Annotated in this window: 16 protein-coding genes and 1 tRNA gene; 6 read left to right on the forward strand and 11 right to left on the reverse strand. The window is 59.4% G+C overall.

The genetic code is table 11. The features are described 5' to 3' along the window. Positions 1–144 precede the first annotated feature (144 nt). Positions 145–417: an usg protein gene (locus B0E33_RS23860; RefSeq protein WP_031269297.1), complete on the forward strand. Its 273-nt coding sequence runs from the start codon at positions 145–147 to the stop codon at positions 415–417. A 17-nt stretch (positions 418–434) separates the two neighbouring features. Here B0E33_RS23860 and B0E33_RS23865 read toward each other — a convergent pair whose 3' ends face one another. Beyond that, positions 435–1,244 carry a tRNA1(Val) (adenine(37)-N6)-methyltransferase gene (locus B0E33_RS23865; protein ID WP_077292631.1) on the reverse strand — a complete coding sequence of 270 codons (810 nt, stop codon included), beginning with the start codon at positions 1,242–1,244 and terminating at the stop codon, positions 435–437. 1 nt (position 1,245) lies between these two features. Continuing rightward, entirely contained in the window at positions 1,246–1,482 is a 237-nt protein-coding gene (locus tag B0E33_RS23870) for a putative signal transducing protein (protein ID WP_055654874.1), read from the reverse strand. A 174-nt stretch (positions 1,483–1,656) separates the two neighbouring features. On the opposite strand from B0E33_RS23870, the gene B0E33_RS23875 reads away from it, so the two are divergent. Further along, positions 1,657–2,673, forward strand: a complete 1,017-nt coding sequence (locus B0E33_RS23875) for a polyprenyl synthetase family protein (RefSeq protein ID WP_023001041.1) — start codon at positions 1,657–1,659, stop codon at positions 2,671–2,673. A 97-nt stretch (positions 2,674–2,770) separates the two neighbouring features. On the opposite strand, the gene B0E33_RS23880 is transcribed toward B0E33_RS23875, so the two are convergent. Continuing rightward, positions 2,771–3,652, reverse strand: coding sequence for a 4-(cytidine 5'-diphospho)-2-C-methyl-D-erythritol kinase (locus tag B0E33_RS23880; RefSeq protein WP_077292632.1), 882 nt, complete (start codon positions 3,650–3,652; stop codon positions 2,771–2,773). Positions 3,653–3,664: 12 nt separating this feature from the next. Next, positions 3,665–5,452 carry a tetratricopeptide repeat protein gene (locus B0E33_RS23885; protein WP_077292633.1) on the reverse strand — a complete coding sequence of 596 codons (1,788 nt, stop codon included), beginning with the start codon at positions 5,450–5,452 and terminating at the stop codon, positions 3,665–3,667. Positions 5,453–5,778: 326 nt separating this feature from the next. Here B0E33_RS23885 and ppdK point away from each other — a divergent pair, with 326 nt between their 5' ends. Then, complete coding sequence (gene ppdK, locus B0E33_RS23890) at positions 5,779–8,451, forward strand: pyruvate, phosphate dikinase (protein WP_077292634.1); 2,673 nt, start codon at positions 5,779–5,781, stop codon at positions 8,449–8,451. Between the two features lie 41 nt (positions 8,452–8,492). After that, complete coding sequence (locus B0E33_RS23895; RefSeq protein WP_077292635.1) at positions 8,493–9,449, forward strand: ArgK/MeaB family GTPase; 957 nt, start codon at positions 8,493–8,495, stop codon at positions 9,447–9,449. 76 nt (positions 9,450–9,525) lie between these two features. On the opposite strand, the gene B0E33_RS23900 is transcribed toward B0E33_RS23895, so the two are convergent. The 3 genes from B0E33_RS23900 to map all read right to left on the reverse strand — a co-directional run bounded on the left by B0E33_RS23900 (position 9,526) and on the right by map (position 13,588). Beyond that, positions 9,526–11,805: a bifunctional diguanylate cyclase/phosphodiesterase gene (locus B0E33_RS23900; RefSeq protein ID WP_055654868.1), complete on the reverse strand. Its 2,280-nt coding sequence runs from the start codon at positions 11,803–11,805 to the stop codon at positions 9,526–9,528. Positions 11,806–11,977: 172 nt separating this feature from the next. Continuing rightward, positions 11,978–12,691, reverse strand: a complete 714-nt coding sequence (gene radC / locus B0E33_RS23905; protein WP_077292636.1) for a RadC family protein — start codon at positions 12,689–12,691, stop codon at positions 11,978–11,980. A 66-nt stretch (positions 12,692–12,757) separates the two neighbouring features. Continuing rightward, complete coding sequence (gene map, locus B0E33_RS23910) at positions 12,758–13,588, reverse strand: type I methionyl aminopeptidase (RefSeq protein ID WP_023001049.1); 831 nt, start codon at positions 13,586–13,588, stop codon at positions 12,758–12,760. Between the two features lie 220 nt (positions 13,589–13,808). Between map and B0E33_RS23915 the strand changes: the two genes are divergently transcribed. Together B0E33_RS23915 and B0E33_RS23920 are read left to right on the forward strand one after the other, a co-directional pair. Continuing rightward, positions 13,809–13,894: transfer RNA gene (locus tag B0E33_RS23915), tRNA-Leu, on the forward strand. 362 nt (positions 13,895–14,256) lie between these two features. Continuing rightward, positions 14,257–15,432, forward strand: a complete 1,176-nt coding sequence (locus B0E33_RS23920; protein WP_077292637.1) for an alpha-D-ribose 1-methylphosphonate 5-triphosphate diphosphatase — start codon at positions 14,257–14,259, stop codon at positions 15,430–15,432. 180 nt (positions 15,433–15,612) lie between these two features. Here the strand turns inward: B0E33_RS23920 and phnE (B0E33_RS23925) are convergent, their stop codons facing one another. From phnE (B0E33_RS23925) to phnC, 4 genes are all read right to left on the reverse strand, one after another. Then, complete coding sequence (gene phnE, locus B0E33_RS23925; RefSeq protein WP_077292638.1) at positions 15,613–16,470, reverse strand: phosphonate ABC transporter, permease protein PhnE; 858 nt, start codon at positions 16,468–16,470, stop codon at positions 15,613–15,615. Positions 16,471–16,472: 2 nt separating this feature from the next. Further along, entirely contained in the window at positions 16,473–17,387 is a 915-nt protein-coding gene (gene phnE, locus B0E33_RS23930) for a phosphonate ABC transporter, permease protein PhnE (RefSeq protein ID WP_077292639.1), read from the reverse strand. A 168-nt stretch (positions 17,388–17,555) separates the two neighbouring features. After that, positions 17,556–18,467 (reverse strand): phosphonate ABC transporter substrate-binding protein, encoded by a 912-nt coding sequence (phnD, locus tag B0E33_RS23935; RefSeq protein WP_077292640.1) that lies wholly within the window; start codon positions 18,465–18,467, stop codon positions 17,556–17,558. An 89-nt stretch (positions 18,468–18,556) separates the two neighbouring features. Next, entirely contained in the window at positions 18,557–19,378 is an 822-nt protein-coding gene (phnC, locus tag B0E33_RS23940; RefSeq protein ID WP_062488481.1) for a phosphonate ABC transporter ATP-binding protein, read from the reverse strand. Between the last annotated feature and the right edge of the window lie 17 nt (positions 19,379–19,395).

Raw genomic sequence — 19,395 nt, forward strand, 5'->3', positions numbered from 1 at the left:
TTTTTGCAGCACATGGCTGCTGTTGTTAGCAGTGCCTGTCGAGTGCTGCTAAATTGCTGTTTTTAAACAGCAAATATCCAAAAGTCGGGTTTGGTTAACCAGATTTCCGTGACAATCTTTCTTTGCACAGAAGAAAGGATTGGCATGAAAACCAGCTCTGACTTTGAAAAACGCCTTCTCGGCTATGGACTGATGACGGCGGAAATCCTCTACCGTCTGCCTGATCATCCGAAGTTGCTGCAGAGTTTCCTGTGGCAAACGGAAGACCTGGCGCCGAAATTTCCCGAACTGACCAGGTTTCTCGTGTTCTGGGAACGGGAGATAGAAGGTCGCATCCATTCCGTTCGCGTTGCGCACCAGACCCTGATCTCGCCGGTTGATTTCCGCTATGCGGACGGAGAAATCGTGGTGCACTGAGATGAACGGGACAGGAATCAGCGCGCGCTGAGGCCGAGTCCTTTGCCATCACGCATGACGGCTTTTGACTGAGGGGTGAATTCGGATCCGTCCCCCTCATGCAGTACGAACCCCGGCATCAGCCGCAAGGGGGCCTTGCTGGCGCGAATGGCGCGCAGCAGAACACGTGTTGCTGCCGCTTCCTGTCTCGGACGAAGCGGAATGACTTCGATTGCGCCGAACCGGCCCTTGAGAACGCTCAACAGTTCCTGCAGACCGTCTGCCCGAAAGATGACGGTCAGGCTGCCGCCTTCCTTGACAATATCCGTTGCTGTTTTCGCCCATGGCTCCAGTCCCCGGTCATCGAGCATATGCGCGCCGGCACGAGCACTGTTGGGCGATGCCCGGAAGCGGTCCGCCTCATAGTAGGGCGGGTTCATGATGGCATGGTCCGCCATTGCGGGGGTAAGACCGGCTGCGTGGCGCGCACTTCCCTTGGCCGTAATATCAGCCTCCAGAAGGGAGACACGGCTGGAAAACGCGCCATTGGCGGGGTCTTCAAGGCCGCGACGGGCGAGGGCGAGCACGGTCTCGTCTATATCAACCAGCGTTACCCGAATATCCGGCAAGCGCGCCGCGGCGCAAAACCCGGCGGTTCCGACACCCGCGCCAAGGTCGATGACATGTCCCCGGGTACCATCCGGCAGGGCCGCCGCCAGATAGACCGCGTCAAGGCCCGCCCTGTGCCGGCCACGCTTGGGCTGATGCACATAGACCTTGCCGCCCAGAAAAGCGTCATGGGTCGTTTCCTGTGATGTGCATTCGGTGCTGTCCGTCGGCGAAGTCATGTCAGGCCCGGCCGCTTTCCGGGCGCAGTTCATGTTCCAGACCGGCGTCTCGCACCAGCTTGCGCGCCATCTGGATCTGGTCTGAATCGACAAGTATGCGGCGCGGGATCATGGCCAGCGAACCTTCCAGAATGCTCATATTGCCGTCTGCGACAAAATGTTTGATGCCGGCATCTTCAAGAATCGATTCCAGAAAGGAAATCAGGACGGGATCGTTTGTTCTGACTAGTTCTTCCATTAGATTCCCGGCGTTAGCGGTCCATGTCCTGCGGTCGAACAGAAAGCCTCATCCGACCCGTTTACAGCAAAACCAGCTGATTGCGGCATTTCAACAGTTTGTCAATGGATTGGCGGCTTGCCCCGAAGGCGTTCGCAACATATTGTCCGCACAAATATTCAGGGAGTGCCATTAGTGGCCGTTGTTGCAACTTATACAGACGATCAGCCGCGCCGTCCGAGCATTCAGTCGCTCGTTGATCTGGTGTCCGGCGGCATGGGCGAGGTCAACGATCTGATCCTGTCGAAGGCAGGATCGAATGTTGAATTGATCCCGGAAATCGCCAAGCACCTGATTTCCTCAGGCGGCAAGCGGCTCCGGCCGATGCTGACGCTGGCCTGTGCCGAGATGTTCGGCTACCAGGGCGATGGTCATGTCACGCTGGCGGCCAGCGTGGAGTTCATGCATACCGCCACGCTGTTGCATGACGATGTCGTGGACGAAAGCGACATGCGTCGGGGCAAGCTTGCAGCGCGCAAGCTCTGGGGAAACCAGGCAAGTGTTCTTGTCGGCGACTATCTGCTCGGACAGGCCTTCAAGATGATGGTCGATGTCGGTTCGCTGGAAGCGCTGCGCATCCTCTCCACGGCATCCGCAGTCATTGCCGAAGGCGAAGTGCTGCAGCTTGGCGCTGCAAAGAACATCGCCACGACCGAAGCAGACTATCTGCGGGTGATCGAGGCCAAGACCGCCGCTCTGTTTGCCGCTGCTGCCGAAGTCGGCCCCGTGATTGCCGGGCAGTCAGTGGAAATGAAGCGGGCCGCACGGACCTACGGCATGGAACTCGGCTATGCGTTCCAGCTAGTTGACGACGCGCTCGACTATGGTGGCTCTTCCGCAGATCTCGGCAAGGATGTCGGCGACGATTTCCGAGAAGGCAAGATCACACTGCCGGTGGTGTTGGCCGTTGCCCGTGGCACTGATGCAGATCGCGACTTCTGGAGACGTTGCCTGGAAGGCGAGGAAATCCAGGATGGTGATCTGGAACAGGCCATCGAGCTTTTGAAGAAATACGACGCCTTGTCTGAAACGGTCGAGCGGGCGAAGGACTACGGCAACAAGGCTCTTGCTGCACTGGACACGTTGCCGTCGGGTGCGCACAGCGATGCCTTGGGCGATGCAGTTGCCTTCTGCATCTCGCGTGTGAGCTAACGCTTACAAGTCTTTGTTTTTCTGAAGAAATTGTAAAGTCGCCATTTAAGAAATGGCGGCTTTTTCTTTGTTTTCTAAAAGCCAACCCTGCGTTTTGTCAGGAGAGCGGCCCGGAGGCAATCCACCAGTCGGGATGGCTGTTGCGCAATGCACGTTCGACGTCCATGGCGGCATTCAACTCACACAGGCCGAAGCAGGTCGCACCGGAGCCGGACATTCTTGCAAGGTCAATGCGGGTATCGGCTTCCAGCTCGGAAAGAACCTGACCGATTTCAGGACACAGACCCTTGGCCGGGTCCTGCAGATCGTTGCGGCAGCTTGCCAGATAGGCGACCAGCGAGGCCAGCGTTTCAAACTTTTCCGGCATGAGATCCATGGGAGCGTTGTCCCGCTGTTCCATGGATTTGAAGACTTCAGGAGTGGATACGCCGACCCTCGGGTTTACAAGCACGATACCGCAAGGCGGAAGGTCCGGACCGGCACTTAGGTCGCCGCCGATGCCGCGCATGATCTGGGGTTCCGGAAACAGGCAAACCGGTACATCCGCCCCAAGCGTTAGCGCCAGCGCGTGCAGATCCTCCTCGGCAAGATAGGTGCCGGTGAAGTCCTCCAGGAGGCGCAAGGTGGTAGCGGCATCGCTGGAGCCGCCGCCGATGCCGGAAGCGACAGGCAGGCGTTTGGTCAGTGTCAGACGAACCTGTGGAACATCAATACCGGCCTTTTTGGCGAAGCTGCGCACGGCCTTCAGGATAAGGTTGTCTTCGACCGGGCCCGTCAGGTCTCGCGCAAACGGGCCTTCGACTTGCAGGTCGAGCTCACCGGCAGCTTCTATCGCCAGTCTGTCGCCGATCTGGGGGAAGACCACGAGCGAATCCAGCAGATGATAGCCGTCCGGCTGCCGACCTGTAATATGCAGTGCCAGATTCACCTTGGCCCGGGCCAGCTCCACCCGGGGGGAAGACTTTGAGGCGAGGGCCATGGGTGTGTCCGGTTAGCCGCCGTTTTTGCCGGTCTCGGCTTTGGCGGCATCCGTTCCCGGAACCTCCTTCAGGCCTTCGGCAATCTTTTCCAGAATTTTCGGCAATTCCTCTGCGTCCGGACCCAGGTCGCGGGCGTGGTTCCACTGGAACCTTGCCTCGTTGCGACGACCGACCATCCAGTAGGCATCGCCCAGGTGATCGTTGATGACCGGATCCGCCGGGCGAAGCTCGATAGCCCGCTCGAGTTCCTTCACCGCTTCTTCGTAGCGACCAAGACGGAAATAAACCCAGCCAAGGCTGTCGACGATGTATCCGTCTGTTGGCCGCAGTTCGACGGCTTTCTTGATCATGCCCAGGGCTTCATCCAGCTTCAGACCCTGGTCGACCAGGGAATAGCCGAGATAGTTGAGCACGAGTGGCTGATCCTCGTTGAGTTCAAGCGCCTTGCGGAAGTCGGCTTCGGCAAGTTCCCATTTTCCCAGTCTTTCCCGGGCGATACCGCGGAAATAAAGCATCAGCCAATGCTGACTTTGCAGTTCGGAAATGGTGTCGATGCCCTTGGTATAGGTTGCCTCGGCGTCCTCGTAGATTTCGTGTGCACGCAGGATGTTGCCAAGTGCGATCACGGCTTCAAGATCCGAGGGATCCTGTTTGATCAGCTCTTCCAGATGGCTGCGGGCTTCATCCACCATCTCCAGGGCATTGTAGTTCATGCCAACCTGGATTTCGGCTTCGCGCTTCAGCACGCTGTCATCGGGCACCATCATCAGGGCTTCGATGGCCCGTTCCGGCTGCTCCATCCGCTCAAAGACACTGCCGAGAGCAATGGCTGCAAATTCGGCCTTCGGATCGAGGTAGAGCGCAAGCTGCAGATAGGAGGTGGAAAGCTCTTCACCGCCATCGCGGCCGATTACGGCACCAAGGCCATAGAGGATTTCCGCCATGCCGGCTGCCGGATCAGTAACGAGCGGCGGAATGATCTCACCGCTGCTGATAGCCTCGCGGGTCTGGTCAAGCTTGGGGTGACCGCGGAATTGCGCATCGTATTGATCGAGCGCATCAAGTGCTTCCTTCTGGCGTCCGTTGGCGGCCAGAAGGCGGGTGTAGGCGTCCACGACGCGCAGGGCACCCTGGTCGATGGCATAGGCGCTTTCGGCGGCTTCCAGTGCTTCCTGGTTACGCCCGGCGGCAAACAGAAGATGTGCCTTGTGGGTGGACTTGAACACTTCGAACCAGTCCGGTCCCTCAAGTCCGTCAATCATCGCGACGGCTTCGTCGATCTTGCCGCTGCCATAAAGCGTCCAGGCGCGGGAGATGCCAATGGAAAGCTGCGCGAGCGGGCCGTTCCGGCCCCGCTCAAGTTCTTCGTTGGCCTTTTCATAGCGGCCGTCCAGCATCTCCTGCGCACCGAGCGTCAGCTGTGCGAGGAAATTCTGCAGACCGGCGCTTTCCAGCTCCTTGGAGTAGACAACGGCCTGTTCGACATCGCCGTTGGCCAACTTCAGGAGGAAGGTGCGTTCGAGCAGCATCGTATTGCTCGGGTCGGCGGCCAGGGTTTCTTCGTAAAACGCCGCTGCCTGAGCGTAGTCTTTCTGGAAACCGGCGAGGCGGCCGGAAAGGTAGCTGCCGGACAGCGTGAACGGCAGATCGGACGGTGTGCCAAGTGTTTCCGGTTCGGTGCTCGTTTCGGCAAGTGCGGTAGCGGGAAGAAGGGCGAGCACGCTGACCAGCGCAAGCAGTTTCCGGCGGAGAGGGCTGCGATCCCTGGTCGAAACGGCACCGGTCGGATTTGTCATCATTGTTCGCACTTCTGTCCCTGAATCTGGTGGGTTTACTGCTTATTACCTTTGACAATGGCGTCTTTAAGGCTGACCGGCAAGGCGCCCGGGATAACTTTCTGCGGGTTTAAATCCTTTTGATTTTGCTCAACGTCGGAAATGCTAAGACTTACGACCAATCATAACCGGTTTCGCTGAAAAAGGGCTTGAAGACAAGCAGTTGCCGTAGCAGGAATGTGCGGTGCAAAAAGATCTGGTGCCGGTGCGGCCCGATTGCTGCCGGAATGATAATGCGAGTTGGCTGCGCGCGAGACGCCGCAGACCGAACTAGGCGAGGAGAGTATCAGATGACCAAGTGGGTCTACAGTTTCGGCAATGGTGCTGCAGAAGGTGCAGCGAATATGCGTAATCTTCTCGGTGGGAAGGGCGCAAACCTTGCCGAAATGAGCAGCCTGGGTCTGCCCGTGCCACCGGGCTTCACCATCACCACGGAAGTCTGCACCTGGTACTACGAGCATGAAAAATCCTATCCGGACGCTTTGACGGCACAGGTTGCCGAAGCGCTCGAGAAGGTCGGCGAGGCGACCAACCGAAAGTTTGGTGACCCGGAACGGCCGCTGCTGGTTTCCGTCCGCTCCGGCGCCCGTGTTTCCATGCCCGGCATGATGGATACCGTCCTGAACCTCGGCCTTAACGACCAGACAGTCGAAGCGATCGCGCAAGAGGCGGGAGACAGGCGTTTCGCCTACGACAGCTACCGCCGCTTCATCCAGATGTATTCCGACGTGGTGCTGGGCCTCGACCACCATGAGTTTGAAGAAATTCTGGAAGAGTACAAGGAACGCAATGAACTGACGCTCGATACCGAAATCGATGCGGATGCCTGGCTGGGCATCATCGAGAAGTTCAAGGCGCTGGTGGAAGAAGAACTGGAAAAGCCGTTCCCGCAGGATCCGCAGGAGCAGCTCTGGGGCGCGATTGGCGCGGTCTTCAGTTCCTGGATGGTGCCGCGTGCCGTGACGTATCGCCGTCTGCACGATCTGCCGTCCTCCTGGGGAACTGCCGTCAACGTTCAGGCCATGGTGTTCGGCAACATGGGCGAGAGCTCTGCGACCGGCGTCGCCTTTACCCGGAACCCTTCCACTGGCGAAAACGCCCTTTATGGCGAGTTCTTGGTCAATGCACAGGGCGAGGACGTGGTTGCCGGCATCCGGACACCGCAGGATATCACCGAGAAGGCCCGCATCGGGGCCGGGTCTTCCAGCCCGTCGCTGGAAGCGCTGATGCCGGAGGCATTTGCCGAATTCCAGACCTATTGTGCCAAGCTGGAAGCCCATTACAGGGACATGCAGGACCTGGAGTTCACGATCGAGAAGGGCAAGCTTTGGATGCTGCAGACCCGGTCGGGCAAGCGCACCGCCAAGGCGGCGCTGAAGATCGCGGTCGACATGGTTGCCGAAGGGCTGCTGGGTGAGGAAGAGGCCATTGGCCGCGTGGAGCCTGCTGCGCTCGACCAGCTCCTGCACCCGACAATTGATCCGAAAGCAAAGCGCGATGTGATCACGACCGGCCTGCCAGCCTCTCCCGGCGCTGCATCCGGTGCCATCGTCTTTTCCTCCGACGAGGCGGAAAAAGCCAAGGCGGAAGGGCGCAAGGTCATTCTTGTTCGCGTGGAAACCAGCCCGGAAGACATCCATGGCATGCATGCGGCCGAGGGTATTCTGACCAGCCGGGGCGGCATGACAAGCCACGCAGCCGTGGTGGCGCGCGGCATGGGCAAGCCATGTGTCGCCGGGGCTGGGATGATGCGGATCGACTATCGCAACGGTGTGATCAATGCTGCCGGACGGCAGTTGAAGGAAGGTGACATCATCACAATCGATGGCGCCACCGGGCAGGTTCTGGTTGGTGAGGTCGAGATGCTGCAGCCGACGCTCTCCGGCGATTTCGGCACACTGATGGGCTGGGCCGACAAGGTGCGCCGCATGCGCGTGCGCACCAACGCGGAAACGCCGCAAGACGCCAAGGTTGCGCGGGAGTTCGGCGCTGAAGGTATTGGCCTTTGCCGCACCGAGCACATGTTCTTCGAAGGCGAGCGTATCATTGCCGTGCGCGAGATGATCCTGGCCGAGACCGAAGCCGGACGCCGGACAGCACTTGCAAAACTCTTACCGATGCAGCGACAGGACTTTACCGATCTCTTCGAAATCATGCACGGCCTGCCGGTAACGATCCGTCTGCTGGATCCGCCACTGCACGAATTCCTGCCGAAATCGGAAGAGGAACTGGCGGACGTCGCAAAAGCCATGGGTGCCGATCCGGAGTTGCTTCGCGACAGGGCGCTGGCACTGGAAGAATTCAACCCGATGCTCGGCCATCGCGGCTGCCGTCTGCTGGTTTCCTATCCGGAGATCGCTGAAATGCAGGCCCGGGCCATCTTCGAGGCGGCTGTCGAGGCTGCCAAAGTAACCGGCGCACCGGTGGTTCCGGAAATCATGGTTCCGCTGGTTGGCCTCAAGGGAGAACTCGACCTCGTACGCCAGAGCATCGAGGCCATGGCAAAAGCCGTGATGAGCGAAACCGGAGCGGAACTGACATACCAGATCGGCACCATGGTGGAACTGCCGCGCGCCGCCCTGAAAGCGGCGGAAATCGCACAGTCTGCTGAGTTCTTCTCCTTCGGTACCAACGATTTGACGCAGACCACCTTCGGTATCTCGCGCGATGATGCGGCTTCCTTCCTGGGGACGTATCAGACGCGCGGCCTGCTGGAGCAGGATCCGTTCGTCTCTCTCGATCAGGAAGGCGTGGGTGAGCTTATCAAGATCGGCGTTGAACGCGGCCGGTCGACCCGTCCCGACATCAAGCTTGGCATTTGCGGGGAGCATGGCGGTGATCCGGCCTCGATCTCCTTCTGCGAAGGCGTCGGTCTGGACTATGTCTCCTGTTCGCCGTTCCGTGTGCCGATTGCCCGCCTCGCAGCAGCTCAGGCGGCCTTGAAGTTCAAGTCCGGAAGCTGAATGGGGCGTAAAACTCCGGTCGAGGCCAAGGGGAGTGCGGTGTGAGCGATGCTTACCCCCAGCTGGACACCTTGCGCGCGGGTGGCAAGAGGCAGCTCGCGCGGGTTCTCAGCCGGCTGGAAAGCCATGCGGAGGACGCCGAAACCGCGGCTTTTCTGGATTCGGCCGCCGGTGAAGCCTCCGCGAAAGTGTTGGGCCTCACCGGTCCGCCCGGCGTCGGCAAATCAAGTCTGACCGACGCGCTCATCAAGGCGTGCCGGTCGGCAGGGCAGACTGTGGCTGTGCTTGCGATTGATCCGTCTTCCGCGGTGACCGGTGGTGCCCTTCTGGGTGACCGAACCCGCCTGAAAACCGATCCATCCGACGATGGCGTCTTCGTCCGCTCCATGGCGGCGCGAGATCGCCTCGGGGGCCTCTCCGATCATGCGGTTGCGGCAATTGCCGTTCTCCGGTGCGTGTGCGACTGCGTGATCGTTGAAACCGTTGGTATCGGACAATCGGAAGGGGACCTGAAGCAGGCTGTCGACACGGTTGTTCTGTGTATCCAGCCCGGATCGGGTGACAGTCTGCAGTTCATGAAGGCCGGCATCATGGAGCTGCCGGATATCGTGGCTGTCACCAAGGTAGATATGGGTGTGCTTGCCCGTCGGGCTGCCTCGGATGTCGCGGGCGCCCTGTCGTTGAGCGATACCGACAGCACTGCAGGGTGGAAGGTGCCTGTGTGCGAAGTCTCCGCGCAAACCCTCAGCGGTGTTGATGATCTGGTTGACCACTGGACGCGCCACCATGCGCACATCGCGTCAGGCGAGGTCTTGCAACGCCAGCGCAAAGCGCAGCATGTTGCCTGGTTCAAGGATATGGTGCGTGCGGAATTCGGTCACGCTGGCCTGAAGCTGGCTGCCGGGGTAGAGCAGGACTGGCTGACATTGGCCGAGACGGCTCCCTTTGCGAGCTTCCACGGGTTTGCCGCCAGGCTCCGTCCGTTGCTCGGTCTTTGAGCCTGGTAGCGTTTCCAGGTCGTTCCTGAACAAATCGTAGGGCTGACGGGCAGGCATTTGCCCGTACGAAGTGTCGTCAAGCTTCCGCCGCGCGCACCTGATAGCTCAGGTCTGTACCGTAACCGGGTGTACCGACGCGGTGAAATTCGTCCAGGAACGCCGTCAGGGCGGTGTCCGTCAGCGGGCGGGAAATGTAGTAGCCCTGCATTCGGTTGCAGTCGTGTGCCTGCAGGAAACGGATCTGTTCCAGCGTCTCGATGCCTTCGGCAACAATGGTCATGCCAAGCGCTTTGCCGAGCTGGATGATCGACACCAGGATGGCCTCGGCTTCGGCGTTGCCGTTCATGTCGGAAACGAAATCCCGGTCGATCTTGAGCGTGTCGAAAGGGAAGCGGCGCAGGTAACTGAGGCTGGAATAACCTGAACCGAAGTCATCGAGCGCAACCTTCACGCCCAGGTTCTTCAGCCTGCGCAGGGCCTTCAGCACCGAATCGTTGCGGCCTGCGAAAACACTTTCGGTGACTTCAATTTCCAGGCGCTGTGGCGGCAGGTTGTTGGCGGCAAGGATCGCCATCACCTTTTCGACGAACCGCGGGTGCTTGAACTGGTTTGGCGAAACGTTGACCGAAACGGTGATGCCGGGCCATTCATGCGCCTTGGCGCAGGCCTTGTTGAGCACCCAGATGCCCAGTTCGTTGATCAGGCCGGTTTCCTCGGCCACCGGAATGAACTGCGCCGGGGAAATGACGGTGCCGTCTTCCTTGGTCCAGCGGGCCAGCGCTTCAACGCTGACGATCCGCTTGGCCGATGTGTCGGACTGAGGTTGGTAGGCAAGTGTCAGTTCGTCGTTCTTGAGCGCCAGCCGAAGTTCGCGGGACAGCCGGTCCTTGGACTGGACGTGATGTTCCATGTTCGGTTCGAAGAAGGAGCGGCGGTTCCGACCGTTTGCCTTGGCATCATAAAGCGCGATATCGGCCTTGCGCAGCAGCTCGTCCGGATCGTTGCCGTCGCGCGGGGCAATTGCAGCGCCCATCGAGAGGCTGGCGTGAAGTTCACGGCGCCCGATCATGATCGGACGGCCAATTTCGTCCTGCACCTGGTCGAGGATGTATTCCAGCCAGACATCGTCTTCGCAGTTCTTGATGACCATCGCGAATTCGTCGCCGCTAATGCGCGCAACGATCCCGGTTTCAGGAATGACGCGCTGCAGTCTCTGGGCGACCGCAGTGATCACCTTGTCGCCGGCGGAATGGCCAAGCGTATCGTTGATGTCCTTGAAATGGTCGAGGTCGATGTAGACGACGGCGGTATTCGTTCCCTTGGCAACGCTTTCGTCCAGCGTGTCCGTCAAAAGTGCATGGAACCGCGCGCGGTTCGGCAGGCCGGACAGGGCGTCATGACGCGAGGAGTGGACTGCCTTGGCTTCGCTGCGTGCAAGACGTTTGGTCATCTGGCGGGTGAAGATGGTCACGGCGATGACCACGGCGGCAATCATGAAAGCCGCCAAGGCCAGGAAAGGATTGATCCGGCGTATCATCTGGCTTCCGGGCTCGGTTGTCTGCCAGGCGATCAGGCCGACATCCTGTCCAAGCGGGGACTTCAGCTGAAACCTGCCGACGCCATCGCGCTGGGTCTGGTTGTTGGCGAGAACAAACCCGTCAAGGCGAGACATTTCCGAGATTTCCGTCAGCTTTTCACCCCGCAAGGGTACCAGACTTACCAGCACTGACGGCGGGAAACGGACCCGGGAGATCGACTGGATCTGCGGCATGATGGCGGCGGCACTGAAGAGATACGGTTCGCCCGCCAGGGAGACGAGGCCGGTTTCGGCAATCGACCGGCGCGCGTCGCTGCTTTGCGGAATGAAACTGTAGAGCCCGGATGGTGTGCGGCGGAAGGAAATGATGTAGCGGGCGCGCACCTTGGCAACTGCGGGCTTCAGTTCCTGAAGCAACTCCTGCGTCATCCATTTGTTGGTGTGGTTCTGCGCGTAGACATATTGCACGCCGTAATCGCGGTTGATCAGGATCGACTTGGAAAAACCGTGGTTCTGGAACAGCCAGTGCATCAGGTTGTTGTAGATCCAGCCTTCGTCCGGGTTGATCTGGTTGACCCGGTGATAGGCTTCGTCCCAGATCACGACGCCGTTCTGCTGCTTGACCATGTAATTCTGGGTCAGCTGCAAAGCGCCGGAAATGAGCTTGTTCTGGGATTCGACAGCGGTTTCGTCCGACAGGCGGGCAGACCAGTGCAACAGGCCGAAAATACCGACAACGGATATCATGACGATTACGACCATCGGAATAATGATCGCGTTTGCTATCTGTCCGCCGGAGTTTTTAGACGAATTGTACATATACGAGCCCGATTTCTTTGGCCCGAGTATTGTCGATCTGGGTTAAGGAATGCCGCAAATTCTAAGTAAATTAAGGGTAAAGTCTCGAAACTCTCGATCCGGTTTTGCAAACAGTCTTAAAGAGCTTAGCTGTACGGGTCCCAAGACTTGGCCTGTCCGTTGCTCTGGCAACTCAAATCAGCTGTAAGCTGCGGAAGCTGACGTTTGTACGCAGGCCAACGATGATATGGTCATGCACCTCGATCCCGAGTGGGCCGGCAATGTCGACGATTTTCTTGGTCATCTGTATGTCGGCGCGCGATGGGGTCGGATCGCCCGACGGGTGATTGTGGACAAGGATCAGGGCCGTTGCCGAAAGCTCCAGGGCACGCCGGATCACTTCGCGTGGATAGACCGGGGTGTGATCGACCGTGCCCGTCTGCTGAACTTCATCTGCGATAAGCGCATTTTTCTTGTCGAGAAACAGGATCTTGAATTGCTCTACCGGGGCAAGCCCCATGGAAACCTGCAGGTAGTCCATGACCTTCTGCCAGCTGTCGAGCACCTGCCGTTTTTCCAGCCCGGCCTTGTGAAAGCGGATGACCGATGCATGCACCGCCTGAAGCGCATCTATGCTGATGTCGGACAGCCCCGGAATTTCCTTGAGCCGTTCCCGGGGGGCGGCAAGGGCTGCCGGAAAGGAACCGAAGCGCTGAAGCAGTGCTTTGGCGATCGGCTTTGTATCCTGGCGGGGCAGGGCGGAAAATAACAGGAATTCCAGGAGTTCATAATCGGCGAGACCTTGCTCGCCCGTTTTACGAAATCGTTCCCGCAGCCGCTGGCGGTGTCCCTTGTGGTCGCTGCCGGTTGCGGCCGGTGCTTCACTGGCGGTCGTCGTCTCTTTCATGAGCTCCTGCGTCAGCCGCTGTCAGATGACGGTGCATCGCCGGTAAACGGACTTCAGGCCGAACAATCAGTCCGTCTGCAGGCCCGGCTTGTGGATGCCTTTGGGGGACGTGGTGAAGATCTGGCAGCCTTCAGGCGTGATGCCGATGGAATGTTCGAACTGGGCGGAAAGGGACCTGTCTCGCGTGACGGCCGTCCAGCCGTCGCTGAGAACCTTCACGTGCGGGCGGCCCAGATTGACCATCGGTTCGATGGTGAAGATCATGCCCGGCTTCAGTTCAACACCTTCGCCAGGACGCCCGTAATGCAGGATGTTGGGAGTGTCGTGGAACAGAAGACCAAGACCGTGCCCGCAGAAATCACGCACGACCGAACAGCGTTCAGCCTCGACGAAGGTCTGGATGGCAGCACCGATATCACCGGTGGTGTTGCCCGGCTTGGCAGCCTCGATACCGCGCATAAGCGATTCATAGGTCACATCGATCAGGCGCTCGGCAGCGCGCTTCAACTGGCCGACCGGATACATACGGCTGGAATCTCCGTGCCATCCGTCCAGAATGAAGGTCACGTCGATGTTGACGATGTCGCCCTCGCGCAGGGCCTTGTCGTTGGGAATGCCGTGACAGACGACATGGTTGATCGACGTACAGGAGGACTTTGTGTAGCCGCGATAGTTCAGCGTCGCCGGAATGGCGTTGTGATCCATGCCGTACTGGTAGACGAAGTCGTCGATTTCCTGGGTGGTCGTGCCCGGTTTGACGATGTCGGCCAGCTCGTCCAGACAGGCTGCGGTCAGCTGTCCGGCGCGCATCATGCCTTCAAAATCTTCAGGGCCGTACAAACGTACCTGACCCGTGTTTTTCAAAGGGGCTTCCGAAGCGTCGATATAGCTGACCATGGGGTTTACCGTGTCTCACAATTATCCGGTGCCATTCTAAGCCCACAAGGCCCCGTTCGGCACCAATTATCCGTTACCTGTTCTCATACCGCCCAAAGCGCCCATTTTCCAGCTTCTGTTCCCGCAAAATCAGGCTGACGTGGAAACTTCCCGCCTGTGCGGTGAAAAGCGGCAGTGCCTTCTTGCGCTTTTCGGGCAGGAGAGCTAGGGGAAGGGAAAAGCGGGCGTGGTGGAATTGGTAGACACAAGGGACTTAAAATCCCTCGGCCCTAGGCTGTACGGGTTCGAGTCCCGTCGCCCGCACCATGGTTTGTTGCGCTACCGGCCTTTGGCCCACTTGAGCGGCGGCTTGGTTCGAGGTTTCGTTTCGCGCCTGTCCTTCTTCCCTGTGCTCTTGCCTTTCCAGCCGGTTGAGCGCAGATTTTGTGTCCGACCCTGCTAATCCATGCCTTCGCCTGCAATCTGCAGATTTTTCCGGATTGTCACGGATCCGTTGAACGACTGTCACAATTTGCGCCCGAAAGAGCGCTAGATCATCGGTCGATCAACCGGAAACGCGTTTGCTTCCGGCCCCAGTTCACTCCCGCTCTCGCGGTGTCATATCTCATTGCGGTCCGCTACCGGGCCATCCTTGAATTCGTTCGACTTGCTCGCCGGAAGGAGTTTCCATGACTTATGCCGACAATCGCGTGCCCTCCGGCAGTGCCCTGACAGTTCTGAAAAACGCCCGGCTGGTGCTCGCTGATGAAGTCGTCAGCGGTCACATTGCCTTTTCCGAAAGCGGGATCGTCTCGGTGGACCAGGGCAGTGCGCCGCAAGCCGGGTTCGATCTCGAGGGTGATTACCTGCTGCCGGGGTTGGTCGACATTCACACCGACCACTTCGAAAAGCATGTCTTTCCGCGTGCACATGTGCGCTGGGATCCGCTCAGAGCGGCGATGGCCCATGATGCTCAGATCATCGGCAGCGGCATCACCACCGTGTTCGACAGCCTCTGCGTGGGGGCGACGATCAAGAACCCGGAGCGCCGCGAAATCCTGGCGCCAATGATCGACGCCCTGGAAACGCTTCAGTCCGGAGGCATGCTCAAATCGGAACATCTGGTGCACCTGCGCTGCGAGATCACCGATGGCGAGACCACGCGCCTGACGGAAGAAAACATCGGCAAGGACATCGTGCGCATGGTGTCGGTGATGGAACACCTGCCGGGCCGGCGCCAGAGCAAGGACGTCGAGGCCTATATTCACCGACGCATGGCCGACACGGGCGAAACACGTGCCGTTGCCGAGCGTGAGACGCAGGAGCTGTTGAACTTCTCCGATGAAATCAGCTCGAAGGTTCGTCCGACTGTGGTCGCGCTGGCGCATGCGCACAAGCTGCCGCTGCTCAGTCACGACGATACGGAACTGGAACACATCGACGAAGCCCTCGGTGAGGGTATCAGCGTTTCGGAATTTCCCTGCACACTGGAGGCAGCCCGCAAGGCCAAGAGCCACGCAATGCACGTCGTCGGTGGTGCGCCCAACGTCATTCGCGGCGGATCCCAGTCGGGCAACATCGCGGTCAGCGCACTGTTGGCGGAAGATCTCGTCGACATCCTGGCTTCGGACTACGTCCCGCGCTCGCTGCTCGACTGTGCGTTTCTTGTAGGGCTGGACGATGCGTTCCACGCCGACCTTCCGGCAGCTATCCGGATGGTTTCGAAAACGCCTGCCGAGGTTGCCGGACTATCAGACAGAGGCGAGATCGCAGAAGGAAAACGCGCCGACCTGCTTCATGTCGGCGTCCTCAACGGACATCCCTTCATCAAGCAGGCCTGGCGGAACGGACAGCGGGTGCTCTGATCATTCGACTAAAATTCCTCCTGCGTCATGCCATGGCTTGACCATGGCATCCATGCCGTTTCCGAGGTGAGCATGAGGCGCTGATCAGGATTTTCCGAGGTCTTGCTGATTGGGAGGCATGCAGCGGAAAAAGGAAACTCGGCGGGAGGAGAAAAACGCTGCTTCTCCCCCAGGTGAAAATTACTTTCGCCCCGTTTCAGCGCCGATGATCCGCCGCCGCAGGAAACCGGAGAAGCCGTCGATCAGGTAGACCATGAAGATGATCAGGAAAATGATCGTCCAGGCTTCCGGCCAGCGGTAGGCGTGGATGCGGTCGGCGAGGAGGAAGCCGATGCCTCCGGCGCCGACAATGCCCAGGATGGTGCCGGTGCGTGTGTTGGATTCAAAATTGTATAGGATGATCGAGAGGATCACCGGCAGGGCCTGAGGCAGAACCGCAAAGCGGATTGTCTGCAGGCTGCCGCCGCCGGAAGCGCGCACGCCCTCAACCGGCTTTTGGCTGGTGTTCTCGATGGCTTCCGAAAAGAGCTTCGAAAACGTGCCGACTTCCGAAACCGCGATGGCCAGAATGCCTGCCAGTGGCCCGAGGCCGAAGGCGCGGATGAAGACGAGTGCGAGGATCAGCTGTTCGATCGCCCGCAGGGCGTCGAAACCGCGCCTGACACCGAGCCGGAGCCAGGACAGTGGCAGGATGTTCTTGGCGCCCAGGAATGCCAGTGGAAACGCAACCAGGGCTCCCAGAAGCGTGCCCATGAACGCCATGGCGACAGTTTCCCCGAGGCCTTTCAGAACTTCCTGCCATTCCGCCCAGCTTGTCCAGATGTGGGGTGGAAACATGAAGGCAAGCACATCGCCAAAGCGGGTCGCCCCGTGAAGAAGTTTTTCAGGCGCAAAGCCGAAATCCCACAGGCACCAGCCGGTCAAAAGAAGGAAAGCCGACCAGCCGGCGAGACGGATCAGGCGCGTCCGGAGCGGCGTTGAAAAGGCGCCTGGTACGAGCGTTCTGGCGCGGGCGATATCTGGACGTTGTGCGGTCATGATCAGATGCCTTTTCCGGTCAGGCCGATGATGCGGTGACGCACCTTTTCGCTCAGCATGTCGATGACGATCACGGTGAGGAAGACGATCAGGAACAGCGCCGAAAGATCGGTGTATTCCTGCAGGGACATTGCCACGCGGATCTCCTGGCCCAGGCCACCTGCGCCGACGAAGCCGATGATGGAGGAGGACCGAACGTTGATCTCGAACCGCAGCAGCGTGTAGCTGATGATGTTAGGGACAACCTGGGGCACGATGCCGTAGCGGATCTGGTCGAACCAGGTGCCGCCCGACGCCTTGATGCCTTCGAGCGGGCGCATGTCGGCATTTTCGTTGGCTTCGGAATAGAGCTTGCCGAGAGCGCCGGTGGCATGAAGACCGATGGCGAGAACACCGGCCAGCGGGCCGACGCCAAAACAGAAAACGAAAATGAGGGCCCAGACGAGATCCGGAACCGTTCGGATGATTTCCAGGAACCGGCGGGTGACGTTCAGGACCAGTCTGTTGGGGGAGAGGTTCCGTGACGCCGGGAAACTGAGGAGAAACGCACCGACGATGCCAAGCAATGTTGCCATATAGGCGATCAGGATCGTTTCCAGGAGCAGCCAGAGCCAGACCTTCCAGCGCCAGAACCAACCGGCAAGATCCGCCCCGATTGTCTCGCGGTGAAGCTCCGGCAAGGTCTTGTAGAGATACTCTCCAAGCCGTGGCAAACCTGCCCAGATCTTCCACATGGACACACGGTCGCCATCGGGCAGGGTGACGTCGGTCATGTCGAAGAAACCGCCTAACCACGCCGTTGCGAAGAAGCAGAGTGCGAAGACCGTGGTCGAGACGAGGTTTACCCGGAGGGCTGACCGGCGGGCGGCAGCATAATCGATTTCGAACCGGTCAATGGCAGGGGAGAGCGCTGTCATGCCTCTAGTTCCAATGATTTTGGGCAGGAGGCGCTGACGCCGCAGCGTTCTGCGCCACAAGTTTTTCCAGGCGTCATCCCTGGAAACGCGAAGTGCCGCCCGGGATGACAATGGTCGGGTCGTCGGGAGGAACCCGGATCGGCCGGTTTCCTCCCTCGCTCTGAAAAGTCAGCCGCCGCGGCGCTGTTTCTTCAGCCAGTCCCGCATTTCGACGATCCACTGGTAACGGTCGTGATCAACCTCGATCCACGCTTCCTGGGTGCTGTCTTCGCCGCCGGTCATTTCGATGAATGCCAGCGTATCCTTTTCCGGGATTTCCATAACCGCGGTGCGCATGGCATCGATCAGGCCCTTAGGCAGGTTGCTGCGGGCAGCCAGCGGACCGGAAGTGATTTCCGGTGACTTCCAGATGGTGCAGATCGCGTCTTTCTCGATCATGCCCTTGGTGACCATGCGCTGCGGAATGCCGTCTTCCTCGTTGGTGATGTAGGTAGCGGCAGCGTCATACTGCTTGTTGTAGACACCAAGCACACCGGTTTCATGGGCCCCGGAGAAGGGAATGGCACCGAAATAGGTTTTCGGCTCGTAGCCTTGTTTGCTGAGGTTGAAGTAAGGCACGGCATAACCGGACGTGCTGTCCGGATCGGCAAAAGCCAGTGTCTTGCCCTTCAGGTCGTCAAGGGTCTTGTAGCCGCTGTCACAACGCACGGCGACGACCGAGAAATAACCGGTGGAACCGTCCTTCTGCAGGCGGGAGACAAGCGGAACGACACCGCCGTTGGTTTCCGTGTAGGCAGCGGCATAGGAAGACGAACCGAAGAAGGCGAATTCGATCTGGTCGGCCGCCATGGCCTGGATCACGCCGTCATAGGATCCGGCGGTGAAGATTTCGACATCAACGCCGAGTTCGTTCTCCAGGTACTTTTCGAAAGGCGTGTAACGGGCGATCCGGTCTTTTTCGTTTTCACCGGAAAGAATGCCGAACTTGACTGTCTTGTACTGGTCCTTCCAGCTGTCCGCCACGGCCGGGGAGGCTGCAAGAACGGCAGCGGAAACGGCTGCTGCAAAAATGGCCTTCATCTCAAGTCTCCTTTGGTGCCGGCAGATCCGGCGATTTGCGCGGCAAAGGCCGCTTCAAGAGCGAGAGCGGATGATCCGCTTCGCGAAGGTCAGGCCCCGACAGCCTTCATCGGCGGCCGGGAAGTGGTTGTCGAAAGGGAGGTGGAGGTGACTGCTTCGTTGATGTCACCGGAAAGATCGTCGGATCCGTAAATCTGCCGAACCCTTTCACTAGTCAGGGCGTCCGGCGTGCCGTCGAACTGAACCCGCCCGTCCTTCATTGCGATGATCCGGTCGCAGTAGGCACGGGCGGTGTCGAGCGTGTGCAGATTGACCAGCACCGTAAGACCGTCCGTCCGGTTGATTTCGCGCAAGGCGTCCATCACACGACTGGCGTTGGCCGGATCAAGTGAAGCAATCGGTTCGTCGGCCAGCATGATGCGCGGGTTCTGCACCAGCGCCTTGGCGATGGCGACGCGCTGCTGCTGCCCGCCGGAAAGGGTTCCCGCGCGTTGCAGCGCCTGGGGCACAAGGTCCAGCCGGTCCAGGGCTTCGATGGCGCGGGCGCGGTCCTCGTCAGTAAAGGATCGTGTCATGGAGCGCAGGAACCCAGTGTGGGCGATGCGGCCAACCATGACATTGGTCAGCACATCCATGCGCTCGACGAGATTGAACTGCTGAAAGATCATGGCGCAGGACGCACGCCAAAGCCGCAGATCGCGACCCTTCAGGGCCGTGATGTTCTTTCCCTCGTTAAGGATCGTCCCCCGGCTGGGGTCGGCCAGCCGGTTGATCATGCGCAGGAACGTGGACTTGCCGGCACCGGACCGGCCGATCACGCCGACCATCTGTCCCTTGGGAATGGCAAGGGAGACACTGTCCACCGCGGTCAGGTCTCCAAAGACTTTAGATAATTGCTCAATGACCAGCATCGGGCCCTCCGAAAAAC

This window comes from Roseibium algicola (assembly GCF_001999245.1).
Lineage (GTDB): Bacteria > Pseudomonadota > Alphaproteobacteria > Rhizobiales > Stappiaceae > Roseibium > Roseibium algicola.